Source organism: Dyadobacter sp. CY326 (genome assembly GCF_021390515.1).
Classification (GTDB): domain Bacteria; phylum Bacteroidota; class Bacteroidia; order Cytophagales; family Spirosomataceae; genus Dyadobacter.
In genome coordinates this window covers 65158-82948 of the sequence record NZ_JAJUXI010000007.1, presented here as the reverse complement: position 1 = coordinate 82948, position 17791 = coordinate 65158, and the positions used below count along the sequence as shown (strand labels likewise).

15 protein-coding genes are annotated in these 17791 nt (G+C 46.2%); 5 read left to right on the top strand and 10 right to left on the bottom strand.

All coding sequences use genetic code 11. The features are described from left to right. Positions 1 to 10: 10 nt before the first annotated feature. Positions 11 to 1936: a sulfatase gene (locus LZG73_RS15085; RefSeq protein ID WP_233851278.1), complete on the bottom strand. Its 1926-nt coding sequence runs from the start codon at positions 1934 to 1936 to the stop codon at positions 11 to 13. A gap of 18 nt (positions 1937 to 1954) precedes the next feature. Then, positions 1955 to 2566 carry a redoxin domain-containing protein gene (locus LZG73_RS15080; protein WP_233851276.1) on the bottom strand — a complete coding sequence of 204 codons (612 nt, stop codon included), beginning with the start codon at positions 2564 to 2566 and terminating at the stop codon, positions 1955 to 1957. 131 nt (positions 2567 to 2697) lie between these two features. Here LZG73_RS15080 and LZG73_RS15075 point away from each other — a divergent pair, with 131 nt between their 5' ends. Continuing rightward, positions 2698 to 5265, top strand: coding sequence for a TonB-dependent receptor (locus tag LZG73_RS15075; RefSeq protein ID WP_233851265.1), 2568 nt, complete (start codon positions 2698 to 2700; stop codon positions 5263 to 5265). Between the two features lie 82 nt (positions 5266 to 5347). On the opposite strand, the gene LZG73_RS15070 is transcribed toward LZG73_RS15075, so the two are convergent. Both LZG73_RS15070 and LZG73_RS15065 read right to left on the bottom strand, forming a co-directional pair. Continuing rightward, on the bottom strand, positions 5348 to 6172 hold the full coding sequence (locus LZG73_RS15070) for a 5'-methylthioadenosine/adenosylhomocysteine nucleosidase (protein WP_233851263.1): 825 nt from the start codon (positions 6170 to 6172) through the stop codon (positions 5348 to 5350). A gap of 5 nt (positions 6173 to 6177) precedes the next feature. Further along, positions 6178 to 7476 carry an NCS2 family permease gene (locus LZG73_RS15065; protein ID WP_233851261.1) on the bottom strand — a complete coding sequence of 433 codons (1299 nt, stop codon included), beginning with the start codon at positions 7474 to 7476 and terminating at the stop codon, positions 6178 to 6180. A gap of 64 nt (positions 7477 to 7540) precedes the next feature. Between LZG73_RS15065 and LZG73_RS15060 the strand changes: the two genes are divergently transcribed. Further along, positions 7541 to 8008: a GNAT family N-acetyltransferase gene (locus tag LZG73_RS15060; RefSeq protein WP_233851259.1), complete on the top strand. Its 468-nt coding sequence runs from the start codon at positions 7541 to 7543 to the stop codon at positions 8006 to 8008. A 9-nt stretch (positions 8009 to 8017) separates the two neighbouring features. Further along, positions 8018 to 8848 (top strand): GNAT family N-acetyltransferase, encoded by an 831-nt coding sequence (locus LZG73_RS15055; protein ID WP_233851257.1) that lies wholly within the window; start codon positions 8018 to 8020, stop codon positions 8846 to 8848. On the opposite strand, the gene LZG73_RS15050 is transcribed toward LZG73_RS15055, so the two are convergent. The 3 genes from LZG73_RS15050 to LZG73_RS15040 form a co-directional block, all read right to left on the bottom strand. Continuing rightward, entirely contained in the window at positions 8830 to 10698 is a 1869-nt protein-coding gene (locus tag LZG73_RS15050; RefSeq protein WP_233851255.1) for a gamma-glutamyltransferase family protein, read from the bottom strand. The two genes, LZG73_RS15055 and LZG73_RS15050, sit on opposite strands and share 19 nt — an antisense overlap. Positions 10699 to 10977: 279 nt before the next feature. Continuing rightward, positions 10978 to 11625: a 2'-5' RNA ligase family protein gene (locus LZG73_RS15045; RefSeq protein WP_233851253.1), complete on the bottom strand. Its 648-nt coding sequence runs from the start codon at positions 11623 to 11625 to the stop codon at positions 10978 to 10980. A 200-nt stretch (positions 11626 to 11825) separates the two neighbouring features. Further along, positions 11826 to 12671 carry an AraC family transcriptional regulator gene (locus LZG73_RS15040; RefSeq protein WP_233851251.1) on the bottom strand — a complete coding sequence of 282 codons (846 nt, stop codon included), beginning with the start codon at positions 12669 to 12671 and terminating at the stop codon, positions 11826 to 11828. Positions 12672 to 12817: 146 nt separating this feature from the next. Between LZG73_RS15040 and LZG73_RS15035 the strand changes: the two genes are divergently transcribed. Next, complete coding sequence (locus tag LZG73_RS15035; RefSeq protein WP_233851249.1) at positions 12818 to 13777, top strand: phytanoyl-CoA dioxygenase family protein; 960 nt, start codon at positions 12818 to 12820, stop codon at positions 13775 to 13777. Positions 13778 to 13911: 134 nt separating this feature from the next. Then, a complete protein-coding gene (locus LZG73_RS15030) occupies positions 13912 to 14526 on the top strand; it encodes an START domain-containing protein (RefSeq protein WP_233851247.1) in 615 nt (204 codons plus the stop codon). A 34-nt stretch (positions 14527 to 14560) separates the two neighbouring features. Here the strand turns inward: LZG73_RS15030 and LZG73_RS15025 are convergent, their stop codons facing one another. Genes LZG73_RS15025 through LZG73_RS15015 form a run of 3 tightly spaced genes read right to left on the bottom strand, consistent with a single transcriptional unit; the run spans position 14561 to position 17783 of the window. Next, positions 14561 to 15568, bottom strand: coding sequence for a T9SS type A sorting domain-containing protein (locus LZG73_RS15025; protein WP_233851238.1), 1008 nt, complete (start codon positions 15566 to 15568; stop codon positions 14561 to 14563). 40 nt (positions 15569 to 15608) lie between these two features. After that, on the bottom strand, positions 15609 to 16664 hold the full coding sequence (locus tag LZG73_RS15020; protein WP_233851236.1) for a complement C1q domain-containing protein: 1056 nt from the start codon (positions 16662 to 16664) through the stop codon (positions 15609 to 15611). Positions 16665 to 16688: 24 nt separating this feature from the next. After that, positions 16689 to 17783 (bottom strand): hypothetical protein, encoded by a 1095-nt coding sequence (locus LZG73_RS15015; RefSeq protein ID WP_233851227.1) that lies wholly within the window; start codon positions 17781 to 17783, stop codon positions 16689 to 16691. Positions 17784 to 17791 lie beyond the last annotated feature (8 nt).

Sequence of the window (17791 nt, the reverse complement as noted above, 5' to 3'; positions counted from 1 at the left end):
TGATGGCAAATTAATCTCCGGCAGTGGCGTTATTCGGAACCAGCGAAAGTATGGCCAGAAAATCAAGGCAGGCCGCTTTCACCTTGTAAGTGGCGCTTTTGTATTCGTCATCATAACGGTTTGTCGCCTGCTGAACCGATTTGATTGTTTCAATAAAAGGAGTCTTTTCCTGAATGTAGAGCAAATAATTGATAGCCATCAGCGCAATTTCTGCATTGTCCACATTGCAATGCTTTTTTAAAATTTCAGCCGCAGCCTGATCTTTAAAAACATCATAAGCAATGGCGGCGCTCGTGACGGCAACGGGAGCATATGCATCTTGCAAACTTGCCGTCAACGCACGCTGATGAGGTTTCAAAACCTCCGCGTTTTGCGATCGCAGCCCCAATGCTGCCCAGTAACGAACCGTTTTATTCTCATTTGCCAAAAGCTTAACCTGCTGTGCGGCAATGTCTTTTCCTCTTTTTCCAGACAATAAGGCAGCATTTAAAATGGCTTTTACATTGAAATTGGTGTCGCTTTTTCTAAACTCGTAAGGTGTCGTTGTTTTGGAAATGGCTGCAATTTCATATTCGGGCAGCAGCATAATGTCCCGCGCAGCGAGCATTTCTTTACTTAACAATCCCCTCATTTTGTCCGCAATGACTCTGTGTTTGGGGTCGCCGATCAAGTTTTTTGTTTCCCAAATGTCGCTTTGGGTGTCGTAAAGAAATTCGGCAGGCCGATCTTGAAAAAGTTGTTTTTGAAAGTCATTCAGCTGGTTTTCTGCCAGATCCTTCCGCATTTGCTGTTTCATTTCCGCAATTTCCATGTAACGGATGTAACGCAGTTCCGGCATGAAAGGCATGAAATTTCGGGAGTAAATGTAGCGGCCATCCGTGACGCTCCGCACCATATCAATGCCATTATCCGAACGGTCGGAAGACAGCACCAAATGATCCGCAGGCAACGTCCTGTTCGGCCCGATCAGGTTTCTGCCTTTCATATAATCAGGAACTTTGCCTCCCGCCAGACTAATCAGCGTTGGTGCAAGATCATGAAAATCAATCAGTTCCTCCGTAACCGCGCCGCTTTTGCCCCACGGGGACAAGTGCGCATACATAGGTGGAAACCAAATGACAAATGGCACGCGGTAACCCAAATCAATGCCATTGGTTTTTCCCCGTGGAATGCCTTCGCCATGGTCCGCAAACAAGAAGATAATGGTGCTATCGCGCAGCTTGTCATCCTGCAAGTGCTGCAACAATTCGCCGATCTTGTTGTCAGTCAGTTTGATCGAATTGTAGACGCGGGCAAACTGCTTCCGCATTTCGGGGCTGTCGCGATAGATCGAAGGCATCTCAAATGCGTCGTCCGCAATCTGTTCAGCATCAGGGAGTTCATTGAGCACTTCTTCGGTGTATTTCGCATAAGAATCCGTCATCGTCCGCGACTGGTGCGAATCGTTGTAATTGACCACTGCGAAAAACGGCTGGCCCGGCTTGCGGTTCCACCAACCCGCCTTGGCGCTGCTTTCGTCCCAGGCATCAGCTATGAATGCCTTATTGTTCGATACATTATAGTCCGTCTTGCTGTTATTGGAAGTATGGTAACCAGCCTCTTTTAAATAATGCGGAAAACCGTGGATGAACGACGGCAAGGCGTAATTGCTCCGGTGATTGCCTGTTCCCGTTTCATACGTTTTGACTCCCGTGATGAGGCAGGTGCGGCTTGGTGAGCACACCGAGCCCGTCGAAAAAGCATTGTTGAATCGAATGCCTTGTTGAGCAAGCTGATCAATAACCGGCGTTTTTGCGTGCTTATTTCCGTAAATTCCTATGAATCTGGGAGAAGTGTCTTCAATGGTTATCCAGAGAATGTTGGGTTTTTTTTGGGCAAATGAGCAGGCAGCAGACGCCAACAACCAAATGAACAGCACGTAAAATTTTTTCATCATTACAGCTTTTGCAATCGATTAATCTTTCCAGTGGTAGACGGCTTTCAGCACATCCTTAATTTGCGGGCGGCTATCAAAATTCTCGTCAATGAATGAATAAGTGATGCGGCGGCTTTTGGAAATGACAAACAATGCGGGTGTAAACACATCTTCGGAAATTCCCGCAACCCGCTCCCAAATGGGATGCGTGTCCGAATAAACGCCATAAGAACGTGCAACCTGATAATTTGTATCGTGATAAAACGGGAAGTCAGTTTTGTTTCTGCGCACGATCCGTTCGATTTCCTGAGGGGATTCGTTGGTAAGGACCAGCAGTTGCCCGCCAAACGCTTCTACTTTTTGCGCAGTTTCGGCCAGCATTTCCAGATGCTTGGGTGCGTAACTTCCCCAGCAATGGCAGTAAAAGCTCAAAACCAACGGCTTATGCAACACCATATCCGTTACAGATGTCGAATCGATCGACAATGCATCTTCATAAAGTGATGTCTTAAAATTTCCGTCCTCCTTGCGAAGGTGGAAATTAGGGGCTACATCTCCTGTTTTCAGTTGCGGGTTGGGGTCCAAAACCTCCTTATCCCTAAGCGTAAGCGTAGAGATGTTGCCCATTTCGTCTTCAAATTCGTAGTACATGATGCCTCAAACTTATGGTTATCGAATTGTCAAAATCAAACCTAATGATAATATACTTTATCTACAAACTTAATAGACTAAAAAACATTTCTTTTTGTACATTTGAGAATTATACCACGAACAGGATCAAAATGAAACAAATTTTAAAGTTCACCTTTCTTCTGGGGGCAATGCTCGTGCCCAGGTTCCTCGCAGCGCAGGATAACCCGATTATCAATGCCACGGTCACCGGAAAAGTGCTTGACGCGGCCAACAACGAACCGCTTATTGGTTCAACGATAACCATTAAGGGAACCACCAATGGCGCTGTTACCGACGCAAATGGCGATTTTAACCTCTTAACAGGTCAGAAACTGCCTTTTACATTAGTCGTTTCGTTTGTTGGCTACATTAAGAGAGAAGTTTTAATCAGTGAGAATCAGGTTGAGATCAAATTAGATATCAACAGCAATCAGCTCAATGACGTCATTATTTCTTCTCGCCGTCGTCAGGAATCCGCGCAGGATGTGCCTATTCCCATCTCGATTATACGCGGTGTTACTGCCGAAGATGCGGGTGCGTTCAATGTCAACCGTTTGAAAGAGCTCGTGCCCACGGTGCAGCTTTATTCATCCAATCCGCGAAACACAACATTGAATATCAGAGGCCTTGGTTCTACATTTGGGCTTACCAATGATGGGATTGACCCGGGCGTTGGTTTTTATGTGGACGGCGTTTATTTTGCGCGCCCTGCTGCTACAACGCTGGATTTCATCGACATTGAGCAAGTGGAAGTGTTGCGTGGGCCGCAGGGAACATTGTTTGGAAAAAATACCACCGCAGGCGCCTTCAATATTACAACCCGCGCGCCGAGCTTTACGCCGGGTGCAAACTTCGAAGTGAGCTATGGAAATTATGGATACATTCAGGCAAAAGCTTCTGTTACAGGACCGTTGGGCAAGAAACTCGCAGCAAGGGCTTCTTTTTCGGGAACACAGCGCGATGGTTTATTATACAATGTGCGGACCGAAAAGCCTGTGAATGACCTGAACAACCTGGGCTTTCGCGGACAATTGCTTTACACACCTTCGGAAAGAGTTAAAATTACATTGGCTGGCGACGCTTCGGCGCAAAATCCAGACGGTTATGCGCAGGTCTTAGCGGGTGTCGTCAAGACCAAGCGCGCGGCTTACCGCCAGTTTGACCAGATCATTGCAGACCTTAATTATAAGTTACCCAGCACAAATCCATTTGACCGGCTGATCGACCACGACACGCCTTGGAGATCGGGCAACGAGCTGGGCGGTGTTTCGCTGAACATTGATGCGAAAATCGGCGGAGGCACATTGACCTCGACGACGGCGTGGCGTTACTGGAATTGGGACCCGTCCAACGACCGCGATTTCACGGGCCTTCCTGTTCTTTCCAAATCCGCCGCGACTTCACGGCATGAACAATGGACGCAGGAAATTCGCTATGCAGGGAATTTTAGCTCGCGTTTGAGTGGGGTGATCGGGGTTTTCGCAATTGGCCAGGATCTCAAAACAGACCCCGTTCACACAGAAGAATCGGGTGCTGCGCAATGGCGTTTTTCGCAAAGTTCAACAAGTGCGCTTTGGAAAACACCAGGACTTTTTGAAGGATTTGGCATTAAAACGACTTCTCGTTTGAAGTCCTTCGGCGGCGCTGTTTTTGGCCAGATCGACTGGGCGATCACCGACAAGCTGCATTTGCTTCCGGGGCTTCGTTTCAATTATGATAAAAAAGATGTGGATTATGACCGGCAAACTTACGGCGGGCTGCAAACCACAGATCCGGCTTTGATCGCGCTGAAAAATCTGGTTTACACCAATCAAGCTTTTACTTTTGATGTGGAGGAAAACAACTTTTCAGGTCAGCTGACATTGGCTTACAAGCCGACCAAGCAAATCAACACATTTGTCACTTATTCAAACAGTTACAAGCCGGTTGGCGTCAATCTGGGTGGGCTTCCGACAGCAAATGGCGCCATTTTGATCGATTTAGCGCGTGTCAAGCCCGAATACGTGACGCATTACGAATTCGGGATCAAAACCCGTCCAACGCCGCAGTCGACACTGAATCTGGTGGTGCATAACACTGATATCAAGGATTATCAAACGCAGGTTCAAACCGCCGAAGTGGGCGTAAACAGGGGTTATCTGGCTAATGCTGAGCGCGTTCGCGTAATAGGTGTGGAGCTTGATGCCGGAATCCGGGTGAACAGCAATTTGTCTTTCAATGCTGCCGGTGCTTACACGGACGGGAAATACATTTCGTTCAAAAATGCGCCTGTGCCGCTTGAAGAAACGGGCGGAGAATCTGCATTCAAGGACATTTCCGGCGGAAGATTGCCCGGGATTTCGAAATGGGCTGGTTCTTTGGGCGGTGAGCTGAGCGGAGCCGGAAATCTGATCAGCTTGAAAGGAAGATATTTCTTGGCGGTTGATAGTTATTATCGCTCCTCATTCTCATCGAGCGCGTCGCCTTCGCAGTTTCTGAACATCGATGGTTATGCTTTGGTCAATGGCCGTGTCGGTTTCCGCGCATCCAACGGCATTGCAATCACTTTGTGGGGGCGTAATTTGTTTAATAAGGACTATTTTGAGCAATTGCTGCCCGCAGCAGGAAGCGCAGGTCATTATGCAGCCGTGCTGGGCGATCAGCGGACTTACGGGGTGACATTGCGTTATTCTTTCTAATGTAAGTTATTCATTACTAATATTTTGAATAAATTTATTAAGCCTTCGCTGTGATTTCAATCGCAGCGAAGGCTTTTTGCATTTATTTCGTAGGCGTCTGAATTGTCCCCAAAACAGCCATAACCAATGTTGCAGCATTGTGCGCAGCAATGTCGTAAAATGTCATGATGTCATTTTGGGCCTTATCGTTCGCGTTATCGCTCAGACTTCGGATAATCAAAAATGGTGTGTTTTGCTGAAAGCAGGTTTGGGCGATAGAAGCGCCCTCCATTTCTGTGGCGGCCGCATTAAGCTCCTTGCGCAGCCGCTCGGTAACAATTTTTGAAGAAACGAAGACGTCTCCCGTCACAATGATGCCTTTTGCGACAGCAGGCGCAAAACTTCCGCTTTCCCGCTTGATTTTGGAAAACTGCAAGCCTTTGGAAACCGCCAGTGCCTTGCTCACAAGCGACGAGTCACAGGCAAATGATCTCGGATTTTCCAGCATAGTCGCTGGATTTTTGGTAGACCAATATTGCATTCCTGCATCCTGCACCATTCCGAAATCATGATAAGTCACATGCGTCCCAATCACAATGTCGCCCGGGCCAAGCGCAGGGTCGATGCCTCCGGCAATGCCAGAAAAGACAATTTCAGCAGGCTTGAAATGATCGATCATTAATGTTGTGGTGATGGCAGCATTGACTTTGCCGATTCCTGTTTGAGCCAAAACAATCTCCCGGCCGCTTAATGTGCCTTTTGTGAAACGGATTTGCTGAATGACGGTGTCCTTTTTGTTCTCCATTTTGCTTTGTAATAAAACAAGCTCAGGTGGAAAAGCGCCGAGAACGCCGGTAATGCGCTGTGCTGAAACAGGTGTAATTTGCCAAAAAAGCAGAGAAAGTAAGATCAGTTTTTTGTTCATCATTGATTTTAAAGAATGAGTGCCAAAATGGCGAAAATGTCGATTATCCATAAGGCAAGGCCAATTTCGCGGATTTTTCCAGTGGCAATGTGCACAGCGGTCCAGCTGAGGAAGCCCCAGATAATGCCTTGCGTGATTGAGTAAGTAAAGGGAATTAGCACCATTGCAAAAAATGCAGGAAATGCCTCGCCCAGATTCCCCCAATTGATTTTAACAACGGGTTTCATCATAAAAACGCCAACAAGAACCAGCGCCGGAGCCGTGGCAATGGAGGGAATGGCGCTTAAAAGTGGAGATAGGAAAAGGAACGGAAGAAACAAAATCGCGCCTGCAATCGCGGTAAGGCCTGTTTTTCCGCCTTGTTCAATGCCCACGGCCGATTCAATGTAAGCAGTGCCTGGACTGCTGCCGACCAGTCCCGCAATGGTTGTTGAAAAAGCATCAGTGATCAGCGAACGTTTGATATTTTTCGGTTCGCCGCTTTCGTCGAGCAGGTTAGCAGCCTCGGCCAGGCCCACAAATGTGGAAAGACTGTCGAACATATCCGTAAATACAAATGCGAGAATAATGGGAGCGAGGCTCCATTTGAGGGAATTGACCAGATCCAGTTGAAATAGCAGGCTAAAATCCGGCTCGGACACGAGGTTGCCAATCGTAATAACCGTTTCTGGTCCGCCCCACCACCGTCCGATCGGCCACGCGAGCAGGCTCGTGAGCACAATGCCAATGAGAATGCTGCCTTTTACATTTCTGATCAGCAGCACGACGGTGATTAAAAGTCCGGCCGCGAAAGTCAGAGAAGACGCATTGAGTTTGCCCAGGCCGACCATTGTTGCGGGATGCGCCACGATAAATTTGGCATTGGCAAAACCGATTAATGTGATAAAAAGCCCTATTCCTGCTGCAATCGCAAACCGCAACGATTTTGGAATCGCCTTGACAATGTATGCCCTGACATTAAAAAATGACAAAAACAGGAAAAAGACGCCCGACCAGAACACAGTTCCTAACGCAACCTGCCAGCTCAATTTTTCTGTAAAAACGGCTGTGAATGTGAAGAACGCATTGAGCCCCATTCCCGGTGCAACCAAAATTGGATTGTTGGCATACAAGCCCATCATCATGCTGCTGAAAAAAGCGACCAATATCGTGGCCGTGAGCACAGCCGAAAATGGCATTCCGGTTTGGCTCAGAATGGAGGGATTGACGACAATAATGTAGGCAGTGGCAAGAAACGAAGAAACTCCGGCAAGGATTTCTGTGGAAAATGAAGTGTTGTTCTTCTTTAATTCAGCAGCGGAAAACATGGCGAATCGGTTTATTTCAAAGATATTGATATTTTTACCAATGTATCAATTATCATCCGGCAGCATGAACAATATTGTAATTCGAGAGGCAGTGCCACAAGATCTTCCAACACTGCTCGATTTCGAACAGCAGCTCATCAGTGCAGAGCGGCCCCTCGATGTGACAATGCGAACACAACATTTTCATTATTATGACATTGGTAAAATGATCACAGACCCGGAGGCCGCCGTGGTTGTGGCAGAGCTCGACGGCCGGCTGATCGCCAGTGGCCATGCCGTAATCCGGGAAGCCAAGGCCTATAACCGGTTTGATAAATATGCGTTTCTGGGTTTCCAATTCACAGTTCCGGATCAGCGTGGAAAAGGGGTTAACCAGTTAATACTCAACGCGCTGGTTGAATGGGCAAAACTCAAACAGCTGGACGAAGTAAGATTGCAGGTCTACGACGAAAATGTGCCCGCCGTTGCTGCCTACGAAAAGGTGGGTTTTAAAAAGATATTAACCGAAATGCGTTTGACAGTTCCATTTTAATATTACAAAATGGAAGCGTTTTCACAGCCGTTTTTCTCTCATGCCGAACCGGTTTTATCTGTTGCCAATGTCGGCGAAACGGTTAAATACTGGCAGGAAGTTTTGGGATTTCCCAACCAGTGGACCTGGGGTGACCCGCCCAGTTACGGCGGTGTTTCGTGGCACGGCGCATTCATTCAATTTTCTTTAAAATCAGAAGCGTCGGTTGCAGCGCAAAGCCAATCCATCTGGATCAGGGTCAGGCACATTGAAATGCTTTATCAAATGCATCAGGAGCAAAATGCAGACATCATGGTGCCGCTTGCAAGACAAGCCTATGGTTTTTCGGAATATGTTGTAAAAGACAACAATGGACACTTCATCACTTTTGCCGCGCCCGCGTCGGAGCAAAAAGACTTTTCTGAAACGCTTCCCGAAAACGTTAAGATCTCACTGAAAAAGCCAACCGTCGAGCAGTATCGCAAACTGTTTCAGGCTGTTGGGTGGAAAACTTCCGCAACGGATGCCATGTTAGAAGCTCAGCTCAATTCCCTGCAAGCCGCCATAACCGCAGAAGTTTCCGAAACCGGCGAAGTAATCGGCTGTGCTCTCCTGATCGGAGACGGATTCAGTTTCTATTATGTAAAAGACGTCATGGTGCATCCGGATTGGCAGAAAAAGCACATTGGAACCGCTATGATGCAGGAACTAACGCAATGGCTCGACACCCATGCGGCAGACAAAGCGCTCGTGGGTTTGTTTACAGGTGAGCCATTAGCGCCGTTTTATCAGCAATTCCAATTTAACCCTGCTTTCGGCATGATACGCATCATTGACCGGCATCACCAGCCTATGCCGTAATCTTCACCGTGATTACTCGACCCGCCCCAAAAGCTTTTATGTTGCCAATCGAAATAAATAGCATTGATCGGACCGCTCGTTCTGGGTTGATAATAGAGTTTGTAACCCATTCTTGAAAGTTCCTTGCGCGACCAGTCTGGCATGGATTGGTTGAGAATCAAGCCACCTGGCTCTTTTTCGTGGGCACCGAAACTGGCATACATTTGCAATGTTTTGAAGCTCGGCGCTTCGGTCGCTTCCTGGACAGTCATGCCAAATTCAACAACATTTAAAAAGAATTGAAGCAGCAACTGATCTTGTTCGTCGCCCGCTTGCTTGGCGAAGGAAAGGATGGGTTTGCCATCTTTCAACGCGAGGCTTGGCGTCAATGTTACCCGCGGACGCTTTCCTGGCTCCACCACATTGAAAGGATTTTCTTTGGCATCAAGCACAAACGATTGCATGCGCTGGCTTAAACCGACGCCCGTATTTCCAGCAATGCAAGCAGGCACCCAGCCTCCGCTTGGTGTGATGCTGACCACCCAGCCCTCTTCATCAGCGGCCTCCACCGAGGTCGTTCCGGCGGTGAATTCTTCCATGTATTTTTCATCGAGCCCATGCGCATTCCGGTTTAATGAGGCATTGAAATTTCCCCACGTTTTGATCTGGTCTGCATATGGATTTTTCTTGCCTTCAAAAGGGTAGGGATCGCCCGGAAGTGTTTTTGCATCATTACTTTCCCAATTGATCTGCTTAATCCGCTCCTTCGCATATTCCTTCGACAGCAAACCTTTCATCGGCTCCTCAGGCGCGAATGCAGGATCACCATAATAAAAGTCGCGGTCGGCAAAAGCCAGGTTCATGGTTTGATACAGCGTATGCACATAGCGCGACGAGTTGTAACCCATGCCTTTCAGATCAAAGTTTTCGAGCATATTCAATGTCTGCAAAAGCACAGGTCCCTGCGTCCATTGCTGCATTTTATAGACATCAATTCCTCGGTATGAAGTCATGAGCGGTTCCTCAATTTTGACTTTCCAAGTCGCCAAATCCTGTTCGGTGATCAAGCCGCCCTGTTCCTGCGTTGCGCGCGCGATTTCCTTTGCGATGTCGCCTTTGTAGAAGCGCTCGTAAGCTGCATAGATTGCCTCTTTTCTGTTTTTTCCCTTTTTCAAAGCCTGCTGTTCTGCGTCAACCAGCTTTTGAAGCGTTGCCAGCAAGTCTTTCTGAACGAATATTTCACCCGCATCCGGCGCCTCGCGTTTTGATCCCAAATGAGGCAAAAAGACTTTTGTAGAGTAAGGCCATTTCTTAATCTCAGCTTTGTCGCGTTCAATCGCATTCGCCGTTTGTGCTTCAATCGGGTAACCCTCAGCAAGTTGCATAGCAGGAGCAAGCACATCTTTCAGCGACATTGAACCGTACTCGGCCAGCATGGTCATCAAACCGCCGGCAGTTCCCGGCGTTGTAGCCGCCAGCGGGCCATATTCGGGCGGATATTTCATGCCCTTGTTTTTGAAAAAATCAGCCGTCGCACCCGTTGGGGCCACACCCATTGCGTTGATGGCGATCACCTTTTTTGTTTTGGGATTGTAAATCAAAGCCTGCGTTTCGCCGCCCCAACTGAGCACATCCCACATGGTGCAAGTGGCAGCAAGCATTGCGCAGGAAGCGTCAATGGCATTTCCGCCCTTGCTAAAAATCATTGCACCAGCCGTTGCCGCCAGCGGCTTGCCCGTTATCCCGATCCAATGTTTTGCATGCAAAGGAGGTTTCTGGGTCGTAACCGGAAAGTTATTGAATGATTGTCCAATCGCAGCAGTCCCAAATACGGCCAGGATGAGCGATTTGAATAGGAGATGTATTTTCATGAAAGTTATTGGTTTAGGAAATCATATTCCTAAATATAAACAAAAAACAAAGCAGGGACAATGACAAGACACAATGCACGCCATTCGCTCCGTCCGCAATTGCTATGTTTTACACCCCTGACCGATTTACACAAACAATGCACTTTCGCAGTCATTTGAAAACAAAAATCCCGGAGCAACGCCGCATCGAGCTTATCGCCTGATGCATCGTTGTCCGGGATCTGTTCATTGGTAATCGATTGCTGATGAAGTGTATATTACTGCTAATTGAAATGCTGATTAAAATAATGATCCCTGCATGTAATCGCCTGCCGGCATTCCAAGCAAAGGGAACTGGGCAATCTGTTCGTATTTTGATCCATTGACCAGGGATCTTCTGAGAAGCACCATGTTTGTGGCAGGAAACGTAGCCAGAAACTCCCGGTAGAGCCAATCCAATGTCGCCTTCGCCACTTGCAGGGCGCTCATATTCCTTGCGACGGTGAAATGTGGATCTTCACAAAAATGATATTCTCCCGGCGCCCACTGTTTTACATGCGAACCAACTTCGGTCTTTAATTTCTTCGTCAACTCAATAATCTGCTGAGACGCTTGTGATTCAAGGTCTACGTAGAATGTGCCGCGTTCATATTTGTTGAATTTGGTCAGCGAAATGTCAAAGGGCGATACATGGCGCGCAACCTTTTCAATGCCTTGTAAAATCCGGTCAACTTTGTTTTCGTGGATCGTGCATTGAAATAGCATCAGATGCGGAACGAGATTCGCGGCGTAAGAACAGCCATAATTGTCCTCAAAATAGCGCTTAACGTTGTGAATCAATGCCTCGGTAACGGGATCACATGAAAATACCAACATATATTCATACATGTGGTGCCTGATGCTGGCCAGTGTATTCCAATGGTTGTTGTTAATGTGAACGCTTTTCATTTTGATGTTGATGAAGTGTAACTCTGATGTAAAAATAATATTGTTATTTTAAATATCAAATATTTGACACTAAAAATATCTGAAATATTTTTGGTAACGTGTTGACAGGAGTTGCATTGAACACGGCGAACGCCAATTTATGCCCTTACGAGCTGCTGACGGCGCCTGGCTTTGTAGTAGAATGAACAAGCAATGCTTGATTATTTGCGATAGCGCTTTTTGAAGTCTGACGGATTTTCTTTTTCCAGACTTTTGAAGAGTTTATTGAAATAGGAAAGACTTTCAAAACCGACCGCGAAGCACGTTTCGGAAACCGTTTTATCTTGCAGAAGGAGGTTTTTTGCCTGATTAATGCGATAAACGTTTACAAAATCGGTGAAGGTCATTTTGGTATTTTTCTTAAAAAAACGGCAGAATGCGGCGGTCGTCAGGTTAACCTGTTCAGCGATGAAATTCACATCCGGCCGCTGATCGAAATGGGTTTCTACATATTTATAAATCAACTCCATCCGCTGCTGCTCTTTTTGCAAGGATTTGTTGCCGGCAGGCTTGTGGTTAAGCAGGCTAAATTCATCGGAAACAGCCAGCAATCGCAAGATTTGCAGCAAAAGCATCAACTGGTCAAAGTGATCCAGATCGGGAAGTTGCTTCAACTTTTGGGCCACAATGTCTTTTGTTTTTCCCGAAAAACTCAGTCCGAAATGGGCGTTTTCGAAAAGTTTTTTGACCGCCGTAAATTCAGGAAGATTAAGAAAATCTTTGCCCAAAAAATCCTCTTTCATCTGGACGATAACCTGCTCGCAGGAAGTCCGAACTCCGTAATCAAAGTTCAGATGCGGAATATTTGGCCCGATAAAAACCAGATCGCTACCTTCATAAACGGATGTATGATCGCCCACATGCCGCGTCCCGCTGGTGCCTTCGACGTAAACAATCTCATATTCAGGATGAAAGTGCCACAAAAAAGTGTCGTTAAGTCCCGGCGTCAGCAGCACTTTAAACGAGCTTCCAAGGTTTGGAACAACTTCTTCGCGGATAATTTTCATAAGTGAATGTAATGCTATTGACAAAAAGTTACAATCGATCTGATTATAATGTCAATAGAGAGCAAATGTTGGCTAATCGAACGGTGGAAGCGGATGCTCACGTATAATAGCTTTGTTCTATTAATTCACGCTAAATTATTATTTATATGGAACAACATACCATGGCACCCACGCAGGCGCATAAGGACATTCCCGGCAACCCATCGACGGCCAAATCGAGCAATGTGAAGCTGAATGACCGAAGCAACGGAAAACCGCTCGGCTTAATGACTGAGGAAGATTGGGACTTTTGGATTCAAAATGGTTACATCGTTATCAAAAATGCCGTTCCCAAAGAACAGGTAAAACGACTCGCAGACTTTTTATGGGAGTTTGAGGAAAAAGATCCGAACGATCCCGAAACGTGGTATGCGCCGCCGCGAGCCGAAATGCGAATGAAAGAATTGACGAACACGGGCATGGTGGAGGTTTATAATCACCAATATATGTGGGATAACCGCCAGTTTCCAAAGGTTCATCAGGCTTTTGCAGACATTTGGGGCACGGAAAAGCTTTGGGTTACCATTGACCGGGCAAACCTGAATTTGCCTTTACGTCCAGGATTTGATTACAAAGGGTTCATTCACTGGGACTATGATCCGGAAACCAAACCGCAAAATGTTCAGGGTGTTTTGGCTCTTGCCGATCAGGACGATGAAAATATGGGTGGATTTCAATGCATTCCGGAGCTGTTCAGAACCTATGACAGTTGGAAGCTCACCCAGCCGGAGGATAGGAATCATTTTCAGCCGGATACAACTGGTTTTGAGTTGGTTAAAGTTAAAATGAATGCTGGTGACCTGCTCATTTTCAATAGTTTGCAACCGCACGGCATCAGGCCGAACAAGAGCAAGGACAAGGTGCGTCTTGCGCAATATATTTCTATGATGCCAGCCCAGGAAGACGATGAGCAACTGCGGCAATGGCGCATCAATTCATGGCGCGAAAGGCAGGCTCCCGAGGGTTACGCCTTTCCGGGCGATCCAAGGAATTGGGAAAAAACGAAATATGAAACAGCGGAACTTTCACCGCTTGGAAGGAAATTGCTCGGCCTGGACCGCTGGTAACGAGCGAGTTGGCATTCAATATGAAAGCGGTTCGTCAGCTGATCCTTGCTTTCTGTCAGTTGATGCAAGCTTTATAGCGATTAATCATTTTGCGGGTTAAAATCGTGATGCAGAAATAACATTTTTGCATTGCCATGAAATACTTATCGCTCGTTATCCTGCTCGTTTGCATTCCCGCTTACGGTCAATCGGAATGGACATTAACAACTGAAAAAGAGGGCATTAAGGTGTTCTCCAAAGTTGTTAGTGATTCAAAGATCAAGGCGTTGCGGGCTGAATGTGAGATGGAGGCGACTGCTTCCGAAGTTGTTGCTTTGCTGCTGGACGTCGGTGCAGCCGAAAAGTGGGTTTGTCATACGAAGCAATGTAACCTGGTTCGCAAGATTTCACCGACTGAACTCTATTATTACGCCGAAGTTTCATTGCCCTGGCCACTTGAAAATCGTGATTTTGTGGCGCATATGCAGGTTTCAGAAGATCCTGCAACGCATATTGTAACCGTCAATGCACCTGCTGTTCCAGGCATTGTCGCGTCAAAAAAAGGAAAAGTGCGCGTTAAGCATTCCTACAACGTCTGGACAATCATTCCCATCGGCAAAAATCATGTCGAGCTCATTTACACATTACAAGTCGATCCAGGCGGGATGATTCCAGCCTGGATCGTCAACTCATTCGCCAGCCAGGGCCCAATTATCAGTTTCACCAATATGCGAAAGGAGCTGGCAACAGGGAAATATCGCGGGCGCTAGGTTTGGCACCAGTAAGTTTTGAATGGGGAAAAAGTTAGTTTTTAACGAATTTTGAAGAATGCATGGTGCCGTCCTTATCCCTGACCTGGATCACATAAATGCCTGTGCTCAAATTTTTGACGTTAATTACATTTTCTTTCAAAGTTTCCAAGTCGCCATTGTTAGCTTCGTAAACGATCTTTCCCGATTTGTTGACAATTTTCATATTAGATAATTGGCTAGCCTTCGACACATCGATCGTCAGCCAATCAACAACAGGATTCGGATGAAATGCGATGGCAAAGTCATTTTTTATCTGGATGTGTCTTATTCGACTATATGCGAAACTTCCATCATTGTCGACCATACGCAAGCGATAATAATGGTCGCCCTCTAACGGATGCTCATGTACGTACGCGTATGTTTGTTCGATCTTGCTTTCGCCGTTAGATTTCACCTCGCCCAAAGAAATCCAGGTCTTGCCGTCGACACTATACTGTATTTCAAAAAAATCGCTGTTAGCCTCGTAAGACGTGCTCCAAGCCAAGGCGACATCATTCTCTCTTGATGAAATCACAAAATCCACAAGTGTAACTGGCAACGCACTGCCGGATGATGTTGCGGTGATGAAACTAACGCTAGACCAATCACGTGTTTCATGGACGTTGTTAAGAATTTTATCCACCGTGCTTTTGTCTGTCGGAATTTGATACACCAAATTGGATCCCGCAACGGCCATTTGCAGCAAGTCTTCAGCGTTACCATTCAATTCTCCATCTAAATAAGTGATAAGCATTTTACCTTTAAATGAGAGAGGATTAGCAAGTTGGTAAACACGATTTATACTGCCGGTTGGTTTGCCCGCAACTGGCAACGCTGAATGATTTATCTCGTTATTATTAAGATTAGTCGGTTCTGTCGGGGTTAGCGACAGGGCGCTAACTGTAACCGTTGTTCCCGGCGATATAAAAAAGCTATTATCACTCGTTTTTAGTTGCGCAAAAGCTGTAAAAGTATTTAACGAGCATCCTATTAGCATTGCAGAAATCTGTTTTGCGTTCATGAAGAGGTCTTATTGATTGGTTGAACAAGCGTGAAAAACATCACAGTTTCTGTAATAATCTGCCATTGAAATGGGCTGTTGAATTCGAAGTTTCCAGATGAATGCCGTTGGTGTTAGATTTTCCCGCGACGAGTACGACATCGCCTTGTTTTAATTCACAGTCAGTCGTTATGAAGGACGTATGATGTAGAACCACTTTGGATCTAAAATCAAAAACAATGTCTGTATTCACGCCGTTACGCAATCTCACCAGTTTTAACGAAGGCTGATATATCAAATCTGGATCCGCATGAACCCATTCAACCATCGCGTCAAAATGATAGATGCCATCTACAGGGGCAGTAAAGCTGTTAGTTGCAGCGTCGTAAGCATTACCTAAATTATAGGCCACGTTTCCAAAATTGACAGTAATATAAGTTAATCCGCTAGTGGAATTAATGCTCCCACCACCATTGATCCCGAGTTCGGAAAACGCGATCATATTTACCGCTGGATCTTGCCATGATGCATTGCCATTAGCATCTGACGTTAAGAGTTTTCCTTGTGCTGGAGATTGTCCATTTCCTGCTATCTTAATTTTTCCGTTAACATTTAATGCTAGCCCGTTTGCGCTGGACGCGTGAACGCCTATGCCGTTGGTGCTGATTCCTGATACTCCTGTGCCTGAATCGGTAGAGCCACGTACAGCGACCTTCTCAGATGATCCTGCTATGGCAATGGCATCAGGCGAGCTACTCGTATTTTCAACAAAGAACAAAGCTCCCCCGCTGCTGCCCGTCTGGCTGAACGGGAGGTTTAATCTTGTCCCTATCAACCGCCATAACGGATTGTCTACATTGCCTGAGTTGTAGTAAAAACCCTCCGGGCCCATTTGAATGTTGGTGTTGTAGACAAGTAGTGCATTCGCTGGATTAGGCACAGTAAATTTGTCTGTCATGGATTGCAAAGCCACTTTTGGTAACAGGACTCCTTTGTTTGAACTATTTACATCCAGGACCGAGCTTGGGTCAGGTGTTTTTGTATTAATTCCGACACTTTGTGCCTGAATTTGGTGACAAAGACAGAAGAAAATCAGTGTGGTTAGTAAAATTTTCATGATTCTTATTTTGATTTTTAATTGTTAGTATTCTATGGCCAAGTGTCCGTTAAAGTGCGCATCTGCGTCAAATGTTGCCAGAGCAACTTGCTGTCCGTATGATCTTGCGATTACATTGACAACGTCCCCGACAAATAGCTCGCAGTCAATCGCAATATGCGATGTATGAAAGTCACTGGCTGACCATGCGCGATGCTCAGAAAGTTCTGTTGTGACACCATTTCTAATTCTGACAAGCTTATTTGTCGGCCCGTAATAGTTATCTGAATCGGCGATCTTCCATCTGACCATTGCATCAAAATGATATATTCCGTTCTTCGGGGCAATATAGGAACTGTGCGGAGACATGTTTGCTTCATTGTAGTTAGTCCCTACGTCATATTTTTGATTGGCAAACGCAATTTTCACAAAGCTACTTTCAGACATATTTTGATTTCCTCCTCCTAAGACCCCGTCTGCTAAAAAACCGTTAAAAATGTTATCGAACTCGTTAATGGGAGTTTGCCAGGAAGCATTGCCCGATCCGTCTGACGTAAGCACCTTGCCAAGTCCTGGTTGCGAGGTCCCGCCCGTAATTTTAATCTTTCCATCAACTTTTAAAGCGGTGTTGCTAGGTGAGGATGCAAAAATGCCTGTTCCAGTTCCTTCGCTAACACCTGAAATCGCTGTTCCATTGGAAGAGATTCCCGCGACTGCTTCGCCGAAACCAGCAAAGCCTCCAATCGATGCTGCTGTGGAAATGGAAGAAATGTTTGTCACGGATACAAGTGGCCCTGTGCTCACCGTTGACTGCGTAAATGGGAGTTTCAAGTTCTCCTCAATATTCTTCCAAAAAGGACTAGCCACTGTCCCAATGTTGAAATAGAAGCCTGACTTTTCTAGGAGTCCTTCATTAGTATTGAATAACAGCAGTCCTCTCTGCGGATTCGGGATAGTCCCTGCATCGGTTGTTGATTGCAGAAAAATCCTCGGCAGCAACACGCCTTTACTGGCGGCCTGAACATCAAGAACCGCGCTTGGATCGGGGTAATATGTATTTATGCCTACATTCCCGACTGTTTGTGCAAAAAGCTCGTGATGGAACCAAAAAAGGATAAAAAGTAGAATGTTTTTTTTCATAGCATAGA